Genomic DNA, 22,436 nt, shown 5'->3' with positions numbered 1-22,436 from the left:
TCAAATGGCGACGAAATCGAGCCCCAAATACCGAGTGGCCCTGATTGGCGCCGGCCACATGGGCATCCAGCACGCCCGCGCCTACGCCATGCACCCCAGGTGCGAGGTTGTTGCAATTGCGGACACGGACCCCGAGAACCTCGCTGTGGCGACAAGATGGTTCAAGTGCGCCGGGTACTCGTCGTACGACGAGCTATTCAAGAAGGATAAAATAGACATCGCCCTCCCCATTCTGCCCGTGCGGGCGAATGCGGGCGCAGTCGTCGCAGCCGCGAAGGCGGGCGTGAAGGCCGTCTTCTGCGAGAAGCCTTTCGCAGGCACTCTAGAGGACGCCGACCGCATGGTCGCCGAGTGCAAGTCCCGCGGTATCCCATTGGCCGGTGGCATAGTCCCGCGCAACTACCCCGAATACTGGAAGGCCAAGCAGTTGATCGAGGCTGGAGAGATAGGAGAGGTCCAGAGCATTACCATCCCCGAGCCGAACGGACAGGGCGGCTGCCACGGCCTGGCAATGGCCCGCCATTTCGCCCTCGATTCGGATGTCGAATGGGTGACGGGCTGGGCGTCCGGCGACCCGATGAGCGACCACGAGGATACATGGAACGGCAAGCCCGGCTTTGGCGGCCTGGGCGGCTATATCCGGTTCAAGAACGGCCTTGAAGCATTCTCACTAGGGAAGCACAGCCCGCGCCACGCCGGCGTGACCGGCGCCATCGAGGTAATCGGCAGCAAGGGCGTCTTCTACAACGATATCAAGGGGCTCCACCTCCAGAAGCTGGAAGGCGGCGTGCTGAAGGAAGTGCCGGACCTGTTTACCGACTTCCGGCAGAAGGACAACAATAACTTTGACCAGGACGGTTGGCGCGTGCCTTCCCCGGGCACGCAGCACAGCGTGAATACACTGATCGACCATCTCGACACGGGCTCGCCGCTAAACCTGAGCACCGGTGAAAGCCTGCGCAATGCGTACGAGCTTGCGATAGCGCTACGCGAGTCCGCGCGCCGCGGCAATGCACCCGTGAGGCTGTCTCTGCAGGACCGCAGCCTCAAGATGTACCCGGAGTTCGGCCGCTGGAACTACAAGAAGGAAGTCTATGGCCATGACAAGTACATGGAAGGCATCGCGGCGATGAAGAAGGGTGGTTAGGCCCTTCGCTACGACGCACTAGCCTTGGATGGACCGTGTCTCTTACCGGCAACACCTTCGCGGCCGCGCGCCCCTGGTGTCATTTCTATTGGCAACGGTATTAGCCAATCGCGACCTGCCCTGTAGGCGCCCTTGATCCTCCTCGCGGCACAAAGCTGGCGGACACGGCCTTCCGTTACATTCAGTATCTCGGCTGCGTGGGCGACCGTCGTGTTCTCAAGGCGGGGGCTGGTGTTCGCGCCAACCTGGAACGACACCGTCTCGTACTGGCCGATGTCTCCAACGCCTTCAATCATGAATCCCAACGATTCACCTGAGTCGGTGACGTACTCCATAACGCGCTCGTCCGCAGTACTGGCGTAAGCGCCATCTTTGTCACTCCATCGCACTTCCAGGGTGTCCAGCTCAGGGTGATACCAGACACGAACGTCCTTCTTTTCCATCCACCACCTCGTTATTATCTTGCCCGATACGTAGAGAAGACGGTAACGATGTAAGCTACCTCCGGCAGTCGCTTCACAACCACTCGGAGAAGTTTTCCGCTGGAATCGACCCTGCCGTAGTATCGGACCACATTCGGCCTCGGATCTGGCAAAACCAGGTCTGGCTTGCCCAGGACGTCCCCAACAAGATCTATATACGTAACGTCCTGAGGATGACTGTTCCTTAGATGTGCCTCGGCCTCGTCGGTCATCAGTATTTTCAAACCCGCAAAGTCGACATACTGTCGCATGGTCAACCGACGCTCCACCAGCACTTATTATAACGCACACAATAGAATAAGGCGACCCCTACCAGTCCCACGTGCCCCAGGTGCCGGGCAACGGCAGGAAGCCGCCGTCCACTACGATCGTTTGACCGTTCACGTACTCCCCCAGGCGAGAGGTAAGGAAGACCGCCGCGCCCGCGATGTCCTCAGGCACGCCGCCGCGCCGCGACGGGAGGCGCTGCACGGAGTAGTCGGCATAACCCGGCCCGCCGCGCATGTGCTCAAGCTCCGGCGGAAGGACGCGGGAGTCGATATACCCCGGCGCAATGCAGTTGACCGAGATGTTGTACCCTGACATGTCCACGGCCATGGACTGCACCATGTGGGTCAGGGCGGACTTGCAAACGCCGTAGACAAGGCTGTGGGGCCACGCGCGCAGCCCCATGACGCTGCCGATGCAGATAATTCTCCCGCCCTTGCCGCTCTTGACCATCTCCCTCGCCGCGCGCTGCGACGCAATGAAGTAGCCCTTTAACTGCACGTCCAGCTCCGTGTCCCAGTCCTCTTCCGTGATGGCAAGGAAGTGCTGCTTCTTACTCTTCGCCGCATTGTTGATCATGATGTCGATCCGGCCATGTTTCTCCAGGAATTCGTCGATCATCCGGTTGATCTCCGCGCCTTTGCCCACGTTCGCCAGGTGCCAGCTGGCCATCCTGCCCATTCCCTCAATAGTCCTTATGGTCTCGGCGGCATTGTCATCGAATTCAACGTCGTTGATGCCGATATCCGCGCCTTCCGCCGCAAGCGCGTAGGCCATTGCCCGGCCGATGCCGCGGCGGGAGCCAGTAATGAGTGCTTTCTTACCTTCGAGTAGCATTGCTGACAACTCCTGTAAAATTGGTCGGCCTACAGCATACATCGGAAGCTCGGGCTGTTACCATCGGTGCAAAAGTGGTATAACATCGCCATTCAGCCAAGGGAGCTCAACATGGCCCGCACGCCGCCGCCGGACTACGGGATTATCTACAACTGGGACGGGACGCCTCACGGTTACTCCGAGTACCCTCAAACGGCGCAGCAGCTTGTAGATCTAATCTATGCACCCATAAAGGACACGCAGGTGGGCGCCATGACCTGGTGCGTTGGCGCGGAGGAGGCGCGGTGGCCATCGAAGCAACTGCCCCTGTATGGGAGCGGCGAAGGACGGCGTTACGATGACGTGGAGCACACTCGCCGGGTAGAGGGTCTCTGGGGAATGTACGATCGCGGCGAAAACCCGTACGGCGCAATCGTGAGGGGCGGCCGCGAGCTTGGCATGCACGTCTACGCAGCCGTGCGCATGAACGACAACCACTTCTGGTCGGATAAGACCCGCACGGCGCCACCGCTTACGCCGGAGACCATCACCAGCGTCTCGCGCCACGCCCTGACCAGCGTCCGAAAGGGCCATCCCGAATGGCTGCTGGGGGCCGACCAGGCGCCGCGGTGGGCATCGACTTCCTGGAACCTCGCCATCCCGGAAGTCCGGCAAATGCGCCTCACCTACATAGAGGAGACCTGCCGACTCGCCGATTGGGATGGCATCGAGATCGACTGGCAGCGCCACGCGTTTCACCTGCCAGAGCACGACGCGTACCGCCTTATGTATACGCTCACGGACCTTCAGCGCGGAGTACGGTCGCTAACGGACAGGATCGCACAGGAACGCGGCAGGCCCTTCTATGTGCTTGTCCGCGTGGGAGCGACCCTGGAGACCTGCCACAAGATTGGCTACGACCTGGAAACGTGAATACGAGACGGGCTATGCGACATTATTGCCACGAACGCCAACTCCGGAACGGACCCCGGGGTGGACGTCGAAGGCTATCGACGCCTGATCGGCGACGCCCCAATCAAGCTCTACCCCGGTTTTGACAGCCACGGGGAGGGTGGGACAGGCCGGCTCGTCCCGGCGAAGAAGTGGAGAGAGGCATGGTTCAGGGGACTCGCCTACGGGTACTATCGTCGCGGTGCTGACGGCATCCACATCTTCAACTGGCACGGGACCGTTTCGTCCCACAGGCCGCTGCTCACGACGATTGGCTCACCGAAAACGCTGGAGGGCGTGGACAAGGTCTACTCCTCGCTCAAGCGCCTAGAGCGCCCGAAGTCGGAGCCGCGCTACGGGGCGGAGAGGGACGACCGCCTGGCCGGAGAGGTGCCGGTGAAGCTATACCGCACACTGACGGGCACTGGCCCCACGTTCCATCTTGCCGTGCACGACGACCGACCGCCAGGCTCGGTTGCCTTTGAGCTCCACGTTGAGCTGGACCACTTCAGCCCGGCCGACCGCGTCCGCGTGGTGCTGGATGGGCGCGATCTACCGGAGCCACAAATCACAAACACGGCCGCTGTAGACGCCGGCAACCCTTCGGACGTGACCGAGAGCAGCTGGCTTGTCTGGAAGCTGGAGCCTGCAATGGCCGCGAAGGGCGTGCACGCGCTCGAGATTGTACTGATCGAAAGAGATGAGCGTATCAAATCCCAAATTGCCGTCCTGAATGTGGAGATTTGGGCCAAACATGCTTAGATGGTAATAATGAAAATCTCGGTCTCAATTTGAATAACTTGCCGGAGACGCTCGTCCATCCCAACCCTCCCACACAACTAAGAGGCCTGTCGCAACGCTTTGAAGACCTTTCCGAGCGACATCTTCTGACCGTACATCAAAAGGCCCGCCCTGAAGACCCGCGCGGATAACCACAGCAGCACCATTCCGCCGGCGATGGTCACGGCCAGGCTGACCAGCACCTCCCACACAGGTATGTCAGCGGCGCCCATTCGAAGCATCATAGTCATGGGGGCCGTCACAGGGAAGAAGGAGAGCGCCCGGGCGAGCGGGCCAAAAGGGTCACCAGAGATCGCAGGGAAGAACCATAGTGGAGAAACGGCAGGAATAGTGATGAGCACAGACATCTGGGAGCTCTCCTTGTAGGAGGTTGTCGCCGCCCCAATCCCTGCCATCACTACCGCCATCACAAAGTAGCCGGCGATAAAGAACGCCACGAGCCAAATGAGAATTGCGGGGTCGATCTGAACCTGCGTAAGGTCCGGCAGATTGCTCAGGACACGCGGACCAAGGAAGGCCATCGATGCCCCCCACGCTACAACCTGCACCAGGCCAAGGATGCCATTGCCCGCCACCTTGCCTGCCATCATCCACAGTGGGGAAACGGACGTCACCAGAATCTCCATCATCCGGTTCTGTTTCTCGTCCGACACACTCTCCATCGAGAAGTTCCCGCCGGTGAACATCGCGAACATGAGCAGTATCGTGAAGATGTAAGAGACAGAGATAAAACCTGTCTCTCTTCCAGACTCGTTGACGTTCCCGTCGTCGCCGATCTGTCGGGCGTCGTAGAGCGCGGGCTGGAGGAAGCGCGTCTCCAGCGGCGGCGGCAGCGCGCCTTCAATGAGGCTGCTCCGAAGTAGCCGCTCTATGCGCGGGCCGAGTGACTCGCTGGCAAAGCCGGCGGAGATTCCGGCGCTCATGTGGACCCACTCTATTCCTCCTGAAAGAAGATAGTCGTCCGCCACGACGAAGAGGTAAGTTATCTCCTTTTGCACCATGGCGGCTACTCCGGAGTCTCTGGACTCGAAAAGACGTACCTTCTCGGCGGCGGCCTGGGCCGGGCGCACGACGCCCGCCAGGTCAACCAGCCCTACGTCCGCGGCGACCTGCCCCCCCTGCGGACTGCCATCGTCCTGGAGCAACTCTTTCACTATTGGGGTCAGCATGACTGCCAGGAGGAGCGCGACCGGAACGAACAGAGTCGAAATGCGATACCACACCCTCCGGGAGTTTCGGCGGACCTCTTCAATACAGATTGTTGTGAACTCATGCAACCTGTTTGCCATGGCTGCCCTACCCTGCCTCTTTGAGTGCTCTGGTGAAACGCCTCAGGGTCATTCGCTGCCCGTACATCAGGATGCCGGCACGGAAAATCCGCGCCGCCAGCCAGAGCAGACCGATGCTTGAGACGACCATTATCGCTAGACTTGCGCCCAATTCGAGCACGGAAGGCGGCTCAGCGGCCAGCCTCAGCATTGCAGTCATGGGCGCAGTCATAGGGAAGAAGGACAGCGCTCTGGCCAGCACCCCGTTCGGCTCGCTTACGATGGGCGCCAGGAACCACATGGGGGCAACCATCGGAAGAATGACAATCGTGGACATCTGGTTGGCTTCCTTGACGCCGGTCGTCGCCGCGCCCATGGCCGCGAGGAGTATGCCGCTGATGAAGTACCCGGCGACATAAAATGCCAGCACCCATGCGGCGGTCCCGGCGTCTATCGGCACGGTCGGCGAACCGGGGATGAGCTCGAATACCCGGGGTAGAATGGCGAGGATGGAGCCTACCCAGACGGCCATCATGAAGAGGCCGGAGAGTCCGATTGCCAGGACTTTGCCTGCCATGATGGTGAACGGCCGTGCCGATGTCAGGAGGACCTCGACCATGCGGTTCTCTTTCTCCTCAGCAACGCTCTGGAGCAGGCTGCTCCCGCCCGCGATGATCGAGAATATCAGCAGCATCCCGCCGATGAAGGACGTAAAGAACTTCGCCAGGTCGTCCGCACCATCCGCCGGAATGGGACTGCCGTTCTCGTCTACTCGTACCATACTGAACGCCGCGGGAGAGAGAGCCCTTCCCAGCACCTCCCGGGACAGGGACTGTGCCGCCAGCGACGACCGCAGTACCGCTTCCACTGTCGCGCCTGTTGCAGCGTCCGGGCCTGGGTCGAAACCGGCAAGCAAGCTGCCGCCTTTCCTGACCCACTCTACGCGGCCGGACGAGACGTAGTCTTCCGGAACAACGAACAAGTCGCGAATCTCCCCTTTGACGAGACGATCGATCCCTTCCGCCCGCGATGAAAGGTACACATATCCCGCAGGGCCTTCGCCCGCGAGCGGCACTTCCGGGGCAAGGCTAACGATGGCCGCCGGCCTTGGCTGTTCCGCAGCGCCTTCGCGTTCGGTGAACGCCTTCACTGCCGGAACGATTGCCAGTAGCGCCAGTAGCAGAACCGGGACGGACAGGAGGATCAGGACGTACGAGGTCCTCCGGACGGTCCTCCTGATTTCCTCTATGAAGATCACTGTCATCTCACCTCGAGGCGCGGGCACGGCTCACCTCCTCGATGAAGATCTCATTCAGTGTGGGCAGCGCAACCTCGTAACGGTCCACGGGCAGGCCTGCGTCCAGGTAGGCCCTTAACACGTGCTCAGGTTTCAGTGATTCGCCCAGGACGTACTCCATAAAGCCGTTCCGACGCTCGGCTCGAGAAACCCCGGGTATGGACTCGAGGACGCTGGGCGCGGAGACGCGGACATTCCTCTTCCCACGAGCCCTCTTTATCTCCATCAGGTCCCCGTAGAGAAGCCGTTTGCCGTCGGAAATGAGGAACACACGTTGGCAAAGCTCTTCAACGTCCGCCATCTGGTGGGTGCTGAAAATGACGGCCGCCCCACGGGCCTTCTGTTCGCCGATTATCTCTTTCATAAGCTTCACATTCAGTGGGTCCAGGCCTGAGAACGGCTCGTCGAGGACTATGAGATCCGGCTCGTGAATGAGAGCGCCGGCGAACTGTACAAGCTGGTTCATGCCTCGTGAAAGGGCGTTCACCTTTTTGTCGCGGTGCTCATACAGTCCCACTCGTTGGAGCATCTCCGCAGCACGGGCGGCCGCCTTTGACGGCTCCATTCGCTTGAGTCTACCCAGGAACGAGAGGATCTCAGTGACCTTTGATCGCTGGTAAAGACCGCGCTCCTCCGGCAAATAACCCACCCGTGAGAGCGCGTCACGCAGTGGCATATCGCCAAGGAGGCTCACGGTGCCTGAGTCGGGCTTGATGATGTCCAGCGCCATTCTGATAGATGTGGTCTTGCCGGAGCCGTTCGGCCCCAGCAGTCCGAATACCTCTCCCCGCGAGACTTCCATTGACACGCCGTCCACCACGCGTCTCTTGCCGTAGGTCTTGCTGACGTTCTCCAACTGCAATGCTGAGGTCACATCCCGCTCCTGAGCGAACGTTTGTCTTTTTCAACCCCTCGACGATTACCCCGTCTTCTATTTTCCTCCTGTCCACATACGAAATGATAGCCATACGTAAAACGGATTCGTGGATTGCGGGCGAACGCCCACAGGAATATGATTCTGGAGCCGGACGCTCCCAACACCTGCCGGCGAAAGGTCAGCCATGTTTAACAAGGTCCTTGTACCCCTGGACGGCTCCGAACTGGCGGAGGCCATTTTGCCATATGTGGAGCGGTTCGCGGCGTCCCTTGGAAGCAGGGTTATGTTGCTCACTGTGATAGACCCGGATGACGCCGCGCCGGCGGCGGGAAGGCAGGGAGAAACAGGCAACGGGGGAATCGGCGCGGCCCTTTCAACCGCGGCGAAGGAGCGGCTGACGGCGTTGACGAAGCGCCTGGTTGATCACGGGGTGAGCGCTGCCTTTTCCATATCGACCGGCATCGCGGCCGAGGAGATCGTGCGCGTGGCTGAGGCGGAGAGGTGCGACATAATCGCGATGGCTACTCACGGGCGAAATATGCTCGGCCGGGGTGTGCTGGGCTCCGTGACGGACAAAGTGCTCCACTCCGCCAGTGTCCCCGTTCTCACCATTAACCCGAGGGAGAGCGACTCGGCTCAGAACCTCAGGCGGGCCGAGATTTCAAAAGTCATTGTGCCGCTGGACGGTTCGGAGCTTGCAGAGCGCGCACTCCCATTTGGTGAGGAGATTGCGGGGCGTATGTCCCTGGAGCTAGAGCTCGTCAGGATCGTTCGGATCGGGGCCTCCCCATATATGGGCACGGTCTATTCGCCGCCGGTGTATTTTGACGAAGTGCTGCAGGGGGAGGCAAAGGCGTACCTGGCTGAGGTCGCAAAACGGGTGGCGGAAAGAGGGCTCAAGGTGAACTGGAAGGTGTTCCTGGGACATCCCTCAGGCACACTGGTCGATTATGCGCGGGAGACCCGGGACGAGATTATCGTCATGACCACGGACGGACGTTCCGGACTGACCAAGTGGATACTGGGCAGCGTTGCGGAGAGCGTCGTCAGGCACACAGGTGATGCCGTACTGATCGTCCCGTCGTAGGCCCGCTGGTTACCACCAGTACGTTTCGTCCAGTTGTTCGTCTCCGCGCGCCGCCGCGTCCCACGGGCGCGCGGGGAGGTACTTCCACGCTCCGTCGGAAAACATGACGACGATGTTTCCCTCATCCATTTTTTCTGCCAGGCGCATAGCCACGTGAACTGTCGCGCCCGCTGAGACGCCTGCGAGGATTCCTTCGGACTGGATGATTCTATGGGTGGCCCGGATGGCGCTCGCGCTGTCCAGGAGGAACCTGCCGGAGAGCATGTCCATGTCCAGCAGCGAGGGCATATACCCCTCAGAGATGTTCCTAAGACCTTGTAGCCGCTCGCCCATTTGCGGCTCAACGCCAATGATCCTGACTTGTGGAAACTTCTCGCGCAGCCGCCGGCCCACTCCCATAATTGTCCCGCTGGTGCCGATCCCCGCGACGAATACGTCTATGCGGTCCAGCGCCTCGGCTATCTCTTTGCCCGTGCACTCGTAGTGAGTCTGGATGTTCACCTGGTCCACAAACTGGCCAAGGTAGTAGCATCCGGCCCTGGCGCCCATTTCCCTCGCCTGCTCAATTGCGCCCTTCATGCCGCCCCGCGACTCGCACCAGACGACCTCCGCGCCGTACGCGTTCAGTATGTCGCCGATGTTCGGGGCGGCGTCCTTCGGGACCACGACGCTTGCCGAATAGCCCATCTGCTTGCCGATCATCGCCAGCGCGATTGCGGTGTTCCCGCTGCTCGCCTCTACGATGGTCATACCGGGCCGGAGGTCGCCACGGTGCTCGGCCGCCCGGATCATCCCCAGGACGACCCTGTCCTTGATGCTCCCGGACGGGTTCTGTCCTTCAAGCTTGGCGTAAACGCTGACTCCCCGCCTGGGAGAAAGGCGCTTGAGCCTGACGAGCGGCGTGTTGCCGATCATTTGGAGTAGTTCAACCGGGGGCATTGGACTCCGCATTTCTTTCACATGGATTCGCTTTCAGCCCGCGATAATGGTCTCATGGAGAGCATTTTCAGGCTGACGATGGAGCAGGAAATTACACTGGCCGCCAGAATGGCGCTGGCGCTGTCGTTGGGCATTGCGATCGGATGGGAGCGCGAGGGCGCCCGGAAGCCGGCGGGGCTGCGGACCCAGACGCTTGTGTGCATGGGAGCAGCTCTTTTTACGATCGTCTCCATATTCGGCTTCGCCGCCGGGTGGGACAACGCCCGCGTCGCCGCCCAGATCGTTACCGGCATCGGCTTTCTTGGGGCCGGGACCATTCTTCGCGAAGGGGCCAATGTCAAAGGCCTGACAACGGCTGCAACCATTTGGACCGCCGCGGCCATCGGCATGGCATCCGGGGCCGGGCTGTATCTCATCGCGATTGTGTCTACCGCCCTTACCTTATTTGTCCTGCGTTTCATGCCCACCGGCGGCAAATGAGACCAGTAGAACGCGGGGCGCCGCTGCGACGACGCCACGCCTCGTTTACCTTACCGGTGCATCAGGTGACCGCGGACGTTCGCATCGGTGTCTGACGTTCCGCTGGTGCTGCCGCTCACTTTTTTGCCGTCCGGCTTGGGACGCAGGATTATCTTGCAGGCCTCGCCTCCGTCCAGCAGGCCGGCGGCCTTGTTGACATCCTCAAGGCCCATCTGGTGCGTAATAAGCGGCCGCAGGTCTACCACACCGCTCTCCAGCAGCCACCGCGTCCGGTACCAGGTGTCAAAGATGCGCCGGCCATTCAGGGCCAGCACTGTAAGGTTTTTGAAGATCATGCTCTCCGCAACGTCGATCTTCACGGGCGCTGAGGGTATGCCGAACAGCGTCACGCGACCTCCGTTGCGGACCGCCTTGAAGGCGTCGTCGATGGCCAGGGGCGCGCCGCTCATCTCCAGAACGATGTCGACCCCGAACCCTTCGTTGGCCTGGACGAGCCACTTCCAGGTCTCCATCTTCGTGGGGTTGTTTCGTGGATTGAAGGTCTTGGCGCCCAGGGTCTTTGCCAGGCCGAGCCTGTAGTCGTTAATGTCCGTAGCCAGAACGTTGGAAGCGCCAGAGGCCTTTGCGATGCTGATCGAGAAGAGTCCGACGGGGCCGCAGCCGAGCACTGCAACGCTCTGACCGGCCAGATCGTGCGCAAGCGTGGAGAAGACGGCGTTCCCGAACGGCTCCTGGAGCGTGGCGATCTCCGGCGGAAGCTTGCTCCGGTCGTTCTGCCAGACCACCTTCTCCGGGATGGAGATGTACTCGGCGAACGCGCCGTCCCGGTCGATGCCGAGGATCTTCGTCTGCGGGCACATGTGGGCCTGGCCGGTCCGGCACTGGAAGCACATGCCGCATGTTACGTGGCTCTCGGCGGAGACGTAATCGCCAACCTTGGCGTGCTCCACCGACTCACCTACTTCAACGACAGTGCCCGCGAACTCGTGTCCCACCGTCAGCGGCGGCTTGATTCGCTGCGCCGCCCATTCGTCCCACTTCCAGAGGTGGAGGTCCGTGCCGCAAACGCTGGCCGCCTCTACTTGAACAAGGACATCGTGCGAGCCGACCTTCGGAATCGGCACCCTCTCGACAACGAACCCCTTTTCGCGTCCAATCTTGCGGACAGCCGTCATCATCTCAGTCATTTCAGTCTCCCGTTAGGCGCGTGGCAGCGGCCCATCTTACAGGTACAACATTGTAGCAGGCACAACGCGAAAAGAGGTACGTAATTACACGCCCTCAAGGTCGCCCAGAAACGCCTCCGACCACGCCTGCGCAGTGAAAGCATTGATGTTCTGCATGAGCGCGTCCCGCCGGCGCACGCGGGCCGACTTCGGCATGCGCAGGGCGCGGTAGATTGCTGCGGCGGTGCCCTCAATGTCATACGGGTTGACGATGAGGGCGTCCTGCATCATCTCCGCCGCGCCGCAGAATTTGGAGAGGACGAGCACGCCGGGGTCGTCAAGCTGCGCCGCCACGAACTCCTTGGCCACCAGGTTCATACCGTACCTCAGCGGCGTTATCAGGCACACGTCCGCCTCCCGGTAAAAGCCCACCAGCTCGTCTTGCGGAAACGACCTGTAAAGGTACCGGATGGGGATCCATTCGCCTTCAGAATAGCGGCCGTTGATGCGCCCAACGAGCTCGTCCACCCGCTGTCGCTCTTCCACATACTCCGGCACCCGGCTGCGCGAAGGGGCCGATATCTGCACGAGGCTTATCTCTCCCCTGAGCGCCGGATAGTGCTCCAGCAAGTGCTCGAACGTCTGCAGTCGCTGAACAATCCCCTTTGTATAGTCCAGCCTGTCGACACCGAGCACGATGTGGTGCCTTCTGCCTTCTCGCTTAAGGAATGAGCCCAGCTCGGTCGCCGTCGAACCGAACGCGGGGTCCGCGAATGGCGCCGGATCGATACCGATGGGATAAACGCGGATGTTGAGCGAGCGCTCGCCGTAGATGAACGAGTCGCCTATCACGGCGCCGGGGAGCTCGGCCGAGAGGGCGTCGTACAAATTGCGGGCGTACTGCCGGGTGTGGAGCCCGAAGAGATCGAAGTCCATGATCATTTCAAGGATGCGCGGCGCCCAGGGCAGAACGGCGAATAGCTCCGCCGGCGGGAATGGCGTATGCAGGAAGAAGCCAGTCTTCCCTGTCCAGCCCAGCTTGCGCAATTCGGAACCCAGCGCCAGGAGATGATAGTCATGGACCCAGACCACATCGTCCTTGTCCAGCATGCCCGCCACAGCCTCGGCGTAGTGCCGGTTCGCCCTGAGGTAGGCCCGGTAGGCTTCGTGGCTGACGGCCATTTTGCCCGGGAAGCTGTGCAGCAGGGGCCAGAGCGTGCGGTTGCAGAAGTTGTTGTAGAACTGGTTAATCTCTCCGCGAGACAGATCGAGGGCGGCGAGGGTGACCCCTCCCGCATCGGAAATCGCTGGGCGTATGGAGGCGACTTTCTCGGACACCTCGCCGCTCCAGCCGACCCACAGCGCCTTCCTGTGCGCCAGCGCGGAGCTGAGGGCGCTCACCAGGCCGCCCACCGGCAGACTCTGGGCGTCGCCGCTATCCGAAGGCTGCTGCAAGGACGGCAGCCGATTGGAGACTATCACAAGGCGTCCAGCAGCGGTCATCTTAACACTCCATCGACGGGCAGGCCGCTTCAGACCCGCCTTGTGCTTCCCCTCCCACCCCTTATTGAAGCTTATACTACACGCCGAGCAACGTCACCCCCTTGTCGGCACTTCACGGCTTCTTCACAGGAATCGCGTACCTGCTTATGCGACGTTCACAGCCGTTTGAGTTAATGGTATTGTTCGCCCGGCCCCAAGCAAGTTGGACAGGGGTACACCTATGGACAAGCTGGACCTGATGAAGCTCCACGAGTACGAATACGTGCAGTCTCGAACGCCGGTGATCGTGGAACCGGAGCAGGCCGTGTACCTGGCAATCGACGGCTCCGGCGCGCCCGGAGGCCCCGGTTTCCAGGAAAGGATCGGTGCGTTATATGGCATGGCATATACCATCAAATTCTCCCGAAAAAAGGCCGGCGGACAGGACTACAAAATCAGCGCCCTCGAAGCCCTGTACTGGACCCACGACGAGGCCAGCGGGGAGCTCCCCGCAGACGACTGGAAGTGGAAGCTCATGATCCGCACGCCGGACTTCATCAAGGCTGGCGACCTGGCGGGGGCCGCCGTGGCGCTCAAGGAGAAGGGCAAGTCGCCGGCAGTTGACGATGTCAAACTGGAGGCGCTGTCAGAGGGCCGCGCGGTCCAGATGCTCCATGTCGGCCCTTATGACATGGAGGCAAGGACCGTGGCAGAGATAATGAATTTCGCTGAACGGCAGGGCCTTGAGATTGCGGGGACCCACCACGAGATTTACTTCTCCGACCCGGGCCGCGTGGCGCCGGAGAAGCTGCGCACCATCGTGCGTTACGCGGTGCGCTCTTCCTGATCCGCCAGGTTCAGCGCTGTCCAACCCGTGTGATAAGATAGGGTACGTTTCGCGCCTTTCGCATCATGCTCCAGGAGTGTGTCGTGAAAATAGCTGTTCCTCGAGAGATCGCACCCGGTGAGAGAAGGGTCGCCCTCGTACCACAGTCCATTGGAAAACTAAAGACAGCCGGTAACGACGTGCTGGTTGAGGCCGGCGCTGGCGCGGAATCGCTAATCCCGGACAAGGCGTTTGCCGATGCCGGCGCGGTCATCGTGCCCAACGCCGCGGAGATATACAAGAGCGCAGACCTAGTTGTGAAAGTCCAGCGCCCGATGGTCAACAAGCACCTGAACGCGCATGAGCTTGACATGATGCGCGAAGGGACGGCGCTCATTGCATTTATTTACCCCGCGACGAACCTGGACCTTGTCCAAAAGCTCGCTGCCCGCAAGGTCACCAGCTTCAGCATGGACACTATCCCAAGGACGGCGCGCGCGCAGAGCATGGACGCACTGTCTTCCATGGCGTCTATCGCAGGTTACCGCGCGGCGCTCATCGCTGCAGAGTCGCTTGCCAAATTCTTCCCGATGATGGTCACCGCCGCCGGCACCATCGCCCCGGCCAAGGGCCTTGTTCTGGGCGCGGGGGTAGCCGGGCTACAGGCGATCGCCACCGCACGCAGGCTCGGAGCGGTCGTTTCGGCCTGCGATGTCCGCCCCGCCGTGAAGGAGCAGGTGGAGAGCCTTGGCGCCACCTTCCTTCAAGTACAGCTCACGGAGCAGACCGAGACCGCCGGAGGCTACGCCAAGGAGCTTTCGAAGGAGTCACAGGACAAGGCCCGCCAGCTCATCGCCAACGCGGTGAAGGAGATGGACTTCGTTATAACTACGGCAGCGATACCGGGCCGCAAGGCGCCCATCCTGATCGATGCCGACATGGTGCGGGATATGAAGCCGGGAGCGGTCATCGTAGATATCGCCGTTGAGACGGGCGGCAACTGCGCGCTGACGAAGGCGGGCGAGACCGTTGTCGTGGACAACGTGTCCGTCGTTGGACCGCTGAACCTTGCCAGCTCCCTCTCGACCCATGCAAGCCAGATGTACGCCCGCAATATCTCCAACCTGCTCGCACTGTTCGTCAAGAAGGGGCTGATGGAGCTCAACCTCGCGGACGATATCATCAAGGGCTGCTGCATTACGCACGCCGGGGCCATCGCCCACGAGCCGACGGCCGCGCTTTTGAAGCCATCGGCGAAGTCCTGATCCAACGGCAAACTAGGTCACTCTGGAGGCGCCAAAGCCGATGATAGACTCCGGGCTACTCGATCAAATCTACATCTTCGTTCTCGCGATTTTCGTTGGGTACGTCCTCATTACCAAGGTGCCGCCTACCCTGCACACCCCTCTGATGTCCGGCGCAAACGCTGTCTCGGGCATCGTTATCCTCGGCGCGCTCATTGTTGCCGGCCGTGAGGGCGGCGTAACGGCGACGGTATTGGGATTCCTCGCAGTGGTCCTGGCAATGATCAACGTGGTCGGCGGCTTCGTGGTTACCGACCGCATGTTGCAGATGTTTAGAAAGGAACCTCGTAACAAGCGGTCATGAACACCTCCTCATTCGACATAGCATTCGCAATAAAAGTCGCCTATCTCGTATCGGCCGTCCTGTTCATCATCGGCCTGAAGCTGCTGGGCTCGGCGGCCACCGCGCGCAACGGCAACCGCGTCTCCGCCGCGGGCATGCTCCTGGCAATCGTCGTCACACTGCTGGACCGCCAGATTGTCACCTTCCCGGTGATTATCGCCGGACTGGTGGTAGGCACGGCGCTCGGAGCGGTAATGGCCCGGATGGTCAAGATGACTGCGATGCCGCAGTTCGTTGCCGCATTTAACGGCTTCGGCGGCGCGGCCTCCGCGCTCGTGGCCATCGACGAGTTTATGAAGCTGGCGGAGTCGCCCGCAGACATACCCATCGACATCGAGATCTCGATAGTCCTCGGCGTCATCATCGGCTGGATCACGCTCTCCGGAAGCCTCATCGCCTTCGGCAAGCTTCAGGAGGTTATCTCCACAAAGCCGGTCCAATTCCCGTTCCAGAAGGTCGTGAGCGGCGTAGTGGCTATCGCCATTCTGGCCATGGCCGTCGTGGCGCTCATTATGGACAATGTGCCGCTGTTCATAGGGCTGTCGATCGCGTGCCTGCTCCTCGGCGTGCTCCTTGTGATCCCGATCGGCGGCGCGGACATGCCCGTTGTGATCTCCCTGTTGAACTCTTACTCCGGACTGGCGGCGGCGGCGGCCGGCTTTGCCCTGAATAACGTCCTCCTTATCGTGGCGGGCTCCCTGGTAGGCGCGTCCGGCATCATCCTCACCCAGGTGATGACGAAGGCGATGAACCGTTCGCTGCTCAATGTGCTCTTCGGAGCGTTTGGCGCGGCGGCGACGGGCGGAAAGGGCGCGCAGGCGGCGGGAGGCCCCAAGGCCTACCGGGAGGCGACTCCGGAGGACGCGGCTATCGCTCTGGCTTATGCCCAGAGGGCGGTCTTCGTGCCCGGTTACGGCCTCGCAGTTGCGCGCGCTCAGCACCAGATCAAAGAGCTGGCGACGATGATGGAGAACCGCGGTGTGGACGTGAAGTACGCCATACACCCGGTTGCCGGCCGCATGCCTGGACATATGAACGTTCTCCTGGCCGAAGCGGACGTGCCGTACGACAAGCTGTACGACCTGGACCAGATCAACGACAAGTTCGAGGATACTGACATAGTGCTGGTGGTCGGCGCGAACGACGTTGTGAACCCGGCCGCACGCGATAACCCTGGCAGCCCGATCTACGGCATGCCGGTGCTGAACGTTGACAAGGCCAAGCAGGTAATCGTGATGAAGCGCAGCATGAATCCGGGCTTTGCAGGCCTCGATAACGATCTATTCTACAAGCCCAACTCCGTCATGCTCTTCGGCGACGCCCAGGCATCGCTGGTGAAGCTGATCACCGAGATGAAGGCCCTCTCCTGATCCTCGATGTGCAAAGGCGCCCCGGGCTGTCCGGGGCGCCACCTCTGCCTCATTCGTCACTAGCTCCTTGTCACGTATGAGACAGCTACGAAACTAGACTTCCCGAAGGCATCTGTCGGACAATAGTATGACTAGTCGAACATTGCATTACGCGCGCGGGCGCTGCATAAGATATCCATTTCCAGGTGCCGACTTATGACATCAAGATTTTCGCCCATAATTGCGTTGGCCCTTACAATACTCGCGTTTGCTGCCGTGGCGTGCGGTCCCCGGTCGTCCCCCCTGCTCTCTCAAAACGAGATACCTCCGACGAGGACGCCTGTCACGACGGAGGGCTCCCCGACGCCGATCCTGCCCCACAACCCGCGGGACAACTTTGACCAGGGCAAGCAGTACATAAAGCTCGCGGAGTGGAAAGAGAACTCCGTCAAGTTCAGCAACGCCCTTGCCGGTTACGTCCTTCGGCACGGGTTCACCTACCCGGTGGACGTGGTTGTGTCTACCCCGGAGGAGTACGAGGCCGGGCTACTGAACGGCACGGTGGACATTGTGACGGAGTTCCCGAGGGATACCGAGAAGGAGTGGTACGACGCGCAGCTTGCAGCCGGAACGATCAAGGATATCGGCACACTGTTCGAGGACCGGCCTGAAAAGCGCATCGTCATCCAGACTGCCCTCGCGACCCGCGCGCCGGAGGTTGTGGCGTTCCTGCAGAAGTTCGTCCCCGGCGACGAGTCCCACACGCGGCTCTCCGATCTGATCCGCGCGGGCCGCGCCGGCTTCAGCCCCGAGGCCGCCGCGCAGGTCTACTTCAAGGAGAACCCTGGGAAAGTAGCCACATGGGCGTCCCAGGCGGAGGCTGACCTCGTCTCGGCGGCGATCACCGCAGGCCGCATCGCCTACAAGCCCACCCGCTGCTACTCCGGCCAGCAGGGGTTCTGCTAGCGCCCCGGCCCTACTGCACTATCGGCTGGGCCAGTATCCAGAGGCTGGCGGCCGTATATAGCACTATCAGCGCCAGCATGGGGTACTGGCTCTTCATTGCGCTCTGGCGCGACGCAAACCGTTTCAGCGATATGACGTGTGCGATGAAGACGGACAGAATGTGGCCCAGAACGATCGCCCCGATTGAGACGAACCAGACGATTTTGGCTGTTAGGAAGCCGCGCTTGATGCGATAGTCAGCCGTCCCAAACAGGTTCCACCCCTGCCCGAACGGGTCGGATGCCAGCGGGATGACGGCCTGCCCCTCGAACAGCAGCAGCGAAAAGAAGTGGGCCATGTTGTACGCCAGGGCGATGGGTATGAGCGAGAAGACGAATATCCTGACGAACTCGGACACCGGCGCGGAGTCGCCTGACGCCGCCTTCATAGCTTGCGAAAAGAGCACGTAGAGCGCGGCGAAGAGCAGAGGGATTGCGATGAGGCCGAAGGTGTTGATCGCCGGTCTGGAGCTTGAGCCGAGCCAGGAGAACGCCGGGTAGACGAGGTTCTGAAAGTCCAGCCAGATGCCGGTCTCCGACAGGCCGTCGTAGGTAACGGTCGCCAGCGCGAGCAGGACAAAAGCCGCCGCGCCGGCCGTCACGCTCTTGTAGTGCACCAGGCCCACCGCGTAGGGGCGCAGATTGAGTTGCCGGTCGGATGCGCGCGCCCGGTCGAAGCACTCGAAGCAGTCCACGCACCCCTCATGGTCGATATTGCACTCCTGCGAGCACTTCCCGCAGTAGCGCGGGTCGGTGTTTCTGACCTCGGTTGGCGCGAACCGCGCGAAGTAGCCGAACAGCACGGTGAACGCCTCGCCATGCGTGAGCCACCGGCGCTTCCCGAACGCTACCATGCCGCCCCAGGTTATTGCGGAGTACGCAAGTATCAGCACGCCCAGCTTGAAGGGCAGCGCGGAGCTCGTGTAGACGTTCTCCAGCCAGGCGAACGCGAAGAAGAGCGCGAACGCCGGCCATACGTCCAACCACTCCGGGTAGTCGAAGAGCCCCTCGTCGCTCTCCCCGTCCGGGTCCAGGAGCACGGATACCCATTCGTACACGATTTTCCATGGGTTTACGAGCCACCAAAGATTACCGACCAGCGCTGAGACGTAGCCCATCCCCACCCACCAAATGATCCACACCCAGGTGGGCGCGAAATTGTCCAGTGGCCTGCCCGATCCGAAGAGCGCCGTCGCCAGCGTGAGCGCAAATAGCCCCACGGCGATTATGCGGACGATATTCAGCGTCACTGTGCTGGATATCAACGCACCGATAACCGGAGCCCGGAGCAGGTTGTACCTGGGGTAGTTGAACTTCCCCGGCGTGGCGTTAACGAAGAGGCCGATTACGACGAACGACGCCGCAACCGCGGCCGCTGCGCCAACCATGAAGTAGTTGAGCGGAATGGGCAGGTCGTACCTGTCGCCAAAGCCGTGGGCGCTCGCGGCGGATACCATTAGCGCCAGCGCCGCGCCTGAGAGTGCGGCTGCGAATATCAGACTGGTGCGAACACTTTGGCGGGCCATAGCGTGCCTCTTTAGCTAATCGAGTGTCTTGATGTAGTTGACGACATGCCAGATCTCCTCGTCCGTCAACTGGTCGCCGAATCCGACCATCGCAGTGCCTGGCATCCCGTCGTGTATGAATCGGAAGACGTCCCTTTCCGGGTGAAGCGGCACGTGCACGGTAAGGTCCAGGGGCGGAGGATTCAGCAGCGCGGCCTGTGGGCCGTCTCCCCGTCCGGACTCGCCGTGGCAAATCAGGCAATTGCGCGTGTATATTGCGCGCCCGGCCGCGATGGACTCCGCCGAAGGCGCAATGGGGTTCTTCTCCGGCAACGCCTCAGGAGATGCTGCAAACTGCGTGTTGAAGAGCATCACCGCGCCCACCATGAACGAGGCGATGCCCGGCCCCATGACGGCGACTCCGGTCTTTGAGTACCAGCCGCCGAGGGGTAGGCCAACGACAAGGAACAGGACGCCCAGCCCGATCAGCTCCAGTCCGAACAGGGCCACGCCGGTCTCCGGGTCCGGCGTTATCTCGGCGCTGCCTCCGGCGGTTGACCCCGCCGAAATCTCGAATCCGTATGCCGTGCGGGCGTCGAATGCGCCTGGCCGGACTACCTCGACCTCGACCTGCCACGCGCCGGCGATGCTGATAATTCGCCCGTCCAGCACGTATTCTCCGCCGCCGGCGTTGCGGGCCTGCGCGAACTCTTCACCCAGGTCCGCGCCCGGATATGCCACCCGCACGTTGACAAGAGACGCGTTGTCCACCGGGTTGCCCAGCGTGTCGGCAAGCCGCACAGCAACGGTGTTCCTGCCCACCCTGCCCGGCCCGACCTCAATGTCTATCGCCGTGCCTTCCACGGTCTCCCGGTATTTTAGGCTGCCGGGGCCGCCGAGCCCCTCCCGGGACGCGACCTGCCGGGCTGGCTCCAGGCTCGTCAGAAAACCCACGGAGATGAGGACGACGACGCCTATGGCCGCCTCTGCCATTACGGCCCGGCGTAGAAGGCCCGGTGCGCCGTCGTCCCGTTTGAGCCGGGGCCGCACCCAGAGCAGGTTCAGCGCCCCAAGCGCCAGCATTCCTGCCACGAGGGCCACTTTGGCTACGAGGGTGAGACCGTATGGGGCCTGGAGCGCCGGGATGACCGTCACCTGAGCCCACGCGCTGTAAAGACCGGTGATGATCAGCGTCCCGGTCGCCAGGACAGCAATCGCGGAGAAGCGCGGCATCATCGCCGACACAGCCGCCCGGCGGTTCTGGCCCTGCATGTCCCGCAATATGGCGTGTGCGGCAAGCGCGAAGTGAAAGAGACCGCCGACCCACAGCGCCGAAGCGACAAGGTGTATGTAGTCCGTTGCGATCGCGGGGCCGGAGATGCCGGCGGTCGCGGCCGCGTGGCTCGTGCGGCTTATCGTCATGAGCACGCCGGCGCCCAGGAGCAGCACAGCCAGCCGGCCAAGTCCTTCACGGTCCGCAGAGGCAGCCTTCGAGGTGGTCGGCGACCGCATCACAAAAGGCAGCCGGCCGGTTGCGGCCAGCGCAACCGCTATTCCGCAAACGAAGACGACGCGGAGAAGCCAGTTGTTACCCCACTCGGTTCCTGCCGCGAACGAGAAAGCAGGGCCGAACAGGGCGGCGAGGGGCGATACGTCCCGTGCGTTGCCGGCCTGTACGAGGAGCTGCGCAACGGAGGACACCAGCAACAAGAAGACACCGGCCCAGACCAGCGCAGTTGTGCGGTCCAGCAATAACCGCCCTAGCCGCCGCATCCGCTGCGGCGACTTAGTGCCCAGCAGTGCCGGCGCTGTGACGAGCGCGGAGAATCCGGCGCCTCCGACTATCGCCATAATGCCCAGGAGCACGCCCCAGCGTAAGAAAGGCTCTGCGGGCGATTGAATCAGGGGCTCATCCGGCGCCGCGACCGGCTGCTCCGCGACTAGCTCCCCGACGGAAAAGACGTATGACCCGCGAACGCTGTGGCCGTCCACGGTCGAGAGGTTGCGCCACGCGACCGTATATGTACCGTTGGCCAGCGGCCTGAGCGTCACTGACATGGCAGTCGCGTCCGAGGGGTCCACCGTCGTGTCGCCGTTGTCTACTCGGCCTCCCAGCGCGTTCAGCACCTCGATGCGGCTGTAGTCGCGGTCCAGAGGCTCGGTGAACCATATCGTGACACGCGCCGGGGGCTGGTCCAGGGCTGACTCCGCCACCGGGGCAGATCGCACGAAGCCCGCATGGGCGGCGGCGCCGCCAGCCGCAATCGGCGCGAAGGCCCACGCCGCCGCCATGAGGGCGAGAATGAAAACTACTATTCTTTGTCTTCCGATTGCCAACAGATAACCTCGGAAGTGGGATGGCCTACCGTTTCAGACCGAACGCCACAGCGCCGACGATGATGCCGATGGCGCCCATAACGATCCCGATGATCGCCATAGTGTTCGCGGAGTTTGCCGCGTCCTTCGCCTCGATCGCCGCGTCCTGGGCCGAGGCTACGTCGCCCTGGACGCCGCGCACAACGCTCTCCACCTCGCGCACCTCGGTTAGGTTCACAGGGAACTGCAGATCGGCGGACGACTGCATGTCATTGAACCCGCCGCCCTCACCCCTCGAGGCGAAGGTCTCGTTGATCTCGACGCGGTCCGCGCCCTCGCCAATGTGGCCGAAGAAGCGCATTCGGTACACCCCGGACGCCGTGGGCATGAGGTCCGCGGTGTAGTGGCCGGGGTCTTTGTAGATGGTCCGCAGGTCGAAGACCCTGTGCGTGCCGCTCGGGACATGGATGAGCTCAACCTTGATGGTCTGCTCAACGCCGGTGACGTTCGTGGGCGGGTCAACCGAGATGTCCCGGACGCGCAGGTCGATTCCGTTCTTGATACCTTCGTAGGCTGGCTCCACAATGAATCCAACGGTCAGGCGGTACTTGCCGATGTCCTTGCTGGCATGGGCGGACGCTATCCCCGCCCCCAGGACGGTCAAGCCCGCCGATGCGATAAGGACACCGAGAGCTACCACCAACATGGGAAGCTTCTTCATAGTCTTGT

Annotated in this window: 22 protein-coding genes; 10 read left to right on the top strand and 12 right to left on the bottom strand. The window is 61.8% G+C overall.

The genetic code is table 11. The annotated features are described in order from the left end of the window. Nucleotides 1-4 precede the first annotated feature (4 nt). Nucleotides 5-1,147 (top strand): Gfo/Idh/MocA family oxidoreductase, encoded by a 1,143-nt coding sequence (locus tag FJ319_02770; GenBank protein ID MBM3933216.1) that lies wholly within the window; start codon nucleotides 5-7, stop codon nucleotides 1,145-1,147. 8 nt (nucleotides 1,148-1,155) lie between these two features. On the opposite strand, the gene FJ319_02765 is transcribed toward FJ319_02770, so the two are convergent. From FJ319_02765 to FJ319_02755, 3 genes are read right to left on the bottom strand one after another with little or no spacing between them, the layout of a single operon-like run. Then, nucleotides 1,156-1,590 carry a helix-turn-helix domain-containing protein gene (locus tag FJ319_02765; protein ID MBM3933215.1) on the bottom strand — a complete coding sequence of 145 codons (435 nt, stop codon included), beginning with the start codon at nucleotides 1,588-1,590 and terminating at the stop codon, nucleotides 1,156-1,158. 14 nt (nucleotides 1,591-1,604) lie between these two features. Then, nucleotides 1,605-1,880 carry a hypothetical protein gene (locus FJ319_02760; protein MBM3933214.1) on the bottom strand — a complete coding sequence of 92 codons (276 nt, stop codon included), beginning with the start codon at nucleotides 1,878-1,880 and terminating at the stop codon, nucleotides 1,605-1,607. A gap of 58 nt (nucleotides 1,881-1,938) precedes the next feature. Next, nucleotides 1,939-2,775 (bottom strand): SDR family oxidoreductase, encoded by an 837-nt coding sequence (locus FJ319_02755; protein ID MBM3933213.1) that lies wholly within the window; start codon nucleotides 2,773-2,775, stop codon nucleotides 1,939-1,941. A gap of 24 nt (nucleotides 2,776-2,799) precedes the next feature. Here FJ319_02755 and FJ319_02750 point away from each other — a divergent pair, with 24 nt between their 5' ends. Together FJ319_02750 and FJ319_02745 are read left to right on the top strand one after the other, a co-directional pair. Then, entirely contained in the window at nucleotides 2,800-3,645 is an 846-nt protein-coding gene (locus tag FJ319_02750) for a hypothetical protein (protein MBM3933212.1), read from the top strand. Between the two features lie 60 nt (nucleotides 3,646-3,705). Beyond that, on the top strand, nucleotides 3,706-4,425 hold the full coding sequence (locus tag FJ319_02745) for a hypothetical protein (protein ID MBM3933211.1): 720 nt from the start codon (nucleotides 3,706-3,708) through the stop codon (nucleotides 4,423-4,425). A 77-nt stretch (nucleotides 4,426-4,502) separates the two neighbouring features. Here FJ319_02745 and FJ319_02740 read toward each other — a convergent pair whose 3' ends face one another. Genes FJ319_02740 through FJ319_02730 form a run of 3 tightly spaced genes read right to left on the bottom strand, consistent with a single transcriptional unit; the run spans nucleotide 4,503 to nucleotide 7,903 of the window. Further along, entirely contained in the window at nucleotides 4,503-5,753 is a 1,251-nt protein-coding gene (locus FJ319_02740) for an ABC transporter permease (GenBank protein ID MBM3933210.1), read from the bottom strand. A gap of 7 nt (nucleotides 5,754-5,760) precedes the next feature. Beyond that, entirely contained in the window at nucleotides 5,761-7,017 is a 1,257-nt protein-coding gene (locus FJ319_02735; protein MBM3933209.1) for an ABC transporter permease, read from the bottom strand. After that, nucleotides 6,998-7,903 carry an ATP-binding cassette domain-containing protein gene (locus tag FJ319_02730; protein ID MBM3933208.1) on the bottom strand — a complete coding sequence of 302 codons (906 nt, stop codon included), beginning with the start codon at nucleotides 7,901-7,903 and terminating at the stop codon, nucleotides 6,998-7,000. The genes FJ319_02735 and FJ319_02730 overlap by 20 nt, the downstream gene beginning before the upstream one ends. A gap of 187 nt (nucleotides 7,904-8,090) precedes the next feature. Here FJ319_02730 and FJ319_02725 point away from each other — a divergent pair, with 187 nt between their 5' ends. Beyond that, nucleotides 8,091-8,993 carry a universal stress protein gene (locus FJ319_02725; protein MBM3933207.1) on the top strand — a complete coding sequence of 301 codons (903 nt, stop codon included), beginning with the start codon at nucleotides 8,091-8,093 and terminating at the stop codon, nucleotides 8,991-8,993. Between the two features lie 9 nt (nucleotides 8,994-9,002). On the opposite strand, the gene FJ319_02720 is transcribed toward FJ319_02725, so the two are convergent. Beyond that, a complete protein-coding gene (locus tag FJ319_02720; protein MBM3933206.1) occupies nucleotides 9,003-9,944 on the bottom strand; it encodes a cysteine synthase family protein in 942 nt (313 codons plus the stop codon). Nucleotides 9,945-10,010: 66 nt separating this feature from the next. Here FJ319_02720 and FJ319_02715 point away from each other — a divergent pair, with 66 nt between their 5' ends. Beyond that, the gene (locus FJ319_02715) at nucleotides 10,011-10,412 is read left to right on the top strand and encodes an MgtC/SapB family protein (GenBank protein MBM3933205.1); all 402 of its coding nucleotides are present in this window, start codon (nucleotides 10,011-10,013) and stop codon (nucleotides 10,410-10,412) included. 50 nt (nucleotides 10,413-10,462) lie between these two features. On the opposite strand, the gene FJ319_02710 is transcribed toward FJ319_02715, so the two are convergent. Both FJ319_02710 and FJ319_02705 read right to left on the bottom strand, forming a co-directional pair. Then, the gene (locus FJ319_02710; protein ID MBM3933204.1) at nucleotides 10,463-11,587 is read right to left on the bottom strand and encodes an L-threonine 3-dehydrogenase; all 1,125 of its coding nucleotides are present in this window, start codon (nucleotides 11,585-11,587) and stop codon (nucleotides 10,463-10,465) included. Between the two features lie 96 nt (nucleotides 11,588-11,683). Beyond that, on the bottom strand, nucleotides 11,684-13,081 hold the full coding sequence (locus FJ319_02705) for a trehalose-6-phosphate synthase (GenBank protein ID MBM3933203.1): 1,398 nt from the start codon (nucleotides 13,079-13,081) through the stop codon (nucleotides 11,684-11,686). A 220-nt stretch (nucleotides 13,082-13,301) separates the two neighbouring features. Here FJ319_02705 and FJ319_02700 point away from each other — a divergent pair, with 220 nt between their 5' ends. The 5 genes from FJ319_02700 (at nucleotide 13,302) to FJ319_02680 (ending at nucleotide 17,848) form a co-directional block, all read left to right on the top strand. Further along, nucleotides 13,302-13,907 carry a hypothetical protein gene (locus FJ319_02700; protein ID MBM3933202.1) on the top strand — a complete coding sequence of 202 codons (606 nt, stop codon included), beginning with the start codon at nucleotides 13,302-13,304 and terminating at the stop codon, nucleotides 13,905-13,907. An 83-nt stretch (nucleotides 13,908-13,990) separates the two neighbouring features. Continuing rightward, nucleotides 13,991-15,151 carry a Re/Si-specific NAD(P)(+) transhydrogenase subunit alpha gene (locus FJ319_02695; protein ID MBM3933201.1) on the top strand — a complete coding sequence of 387 codons (1,161 nt, stop codon included), beginning with the start codon at nucleotides 13,991-13,993 and terminating at the stop codon, nucleotides 15,149-15,151. 43 nt (nucleotides 15,152-15,194) lie between these two features. Next, nucleotides 15,195-15,494, top strand: coding sequence for an NAD(P) transhydrogenase subunit alpha (locus tag FJ319_02690; GenBank protein MBM3933200.1), 300 nt, complete (start codon nucleotides 15,195-15,197; stop codon nucleotides 15,492-15,494). Continuing rightward, the gene (locus FJ319_02685) at nucleotides 15,491-16,903 is read left to right on the top strand and encodes an NAD(P)(+) transhydrogenase (Re/Si-specific) subunit beta (GenBank protein ID MBM3933199.1); all 1,413 of its coding nucleotides are present in this window, start codon (nucleotides 15,491-15,493) and stop codon (nucleotides 16,901-16,903) included. The genes FJ319_02690 and FJ319_02685 overlap by 4 nt, the downstream gene beginning before the upstream one ends. Before the next feature lie 225 nt (nucleotides 16,904-17,128). After that, complete coding sequence (locus FJ319_02680; protein ID MBM3933198.1) at nucleotides 17,129-17,848, top strand: hypothetical protein; 720 nt, start codon at nucleotides 17,129-17,131, stop codon at nucleotides 17,846-17,848. Between the two features lie 10 nt (nucleotides 17,849-17,858). On the opposite strand, the gene FJ319_02675 is transcribed toward FJ319_02680, so the two are convergent. Genes FJ319_02675 through FJ319_02665 form a run of 3 tightly spaced genes read right to left on the bottom strand, consistent with a single transcriptional unit; the run spans nucleotide 17,859 to nucleotide 22,428 of the window. Then, nucleotides 17,859-19,412, bottom strand: coding sequence for a hypothetical protein (locus tag FJ319_02675; protein ID MBM3933197.1), 1,554 nt, complete (start codon nucleotides 19,410-19,412; stop codon nucleotides 17,859-17,861). A 15-nt stretch (nucleotides 19,413-19,427) separates the two neighbouring features. Then, nucleotides 19,428-21,728, bottom strand: a complete 2,301-nt coding sequence (locus FJ319_02670; GenBank protein MBM3933196.1) for a c-type cytochrome — start codon at nucleotides 21,726-21,728, stop codon at nucleotides 19,428-19,430. Between the two features lie 25 nt (nucleotides 21,729-21,753). Continuing rightward, entirely contained in the window at nucleotides 21,754-22,428 is a 675-nt protein-coding gene (locus FJ319_02665) for a hypothetical protein (GenBank protein ID MBM3933195.1), read from the bottom strand. Nucleotides 22,429-22,436 lie beyond the last annotated feature (8 nt).

The organism is SAR202 cluster bacterium (assembly GCA_016872355.1).
In the GTDB taxonomy this organism is placed as follows: domain Bacteria; phylum Chloroflexota; class Dehalococcoidia; order Lucifugimonadales; family VGZY01; genus VGZY01.
Note: the sequence above shows the minus strand (reverse complement) of the source record. Positions and strands in the feature narration are given on the sequence as shown.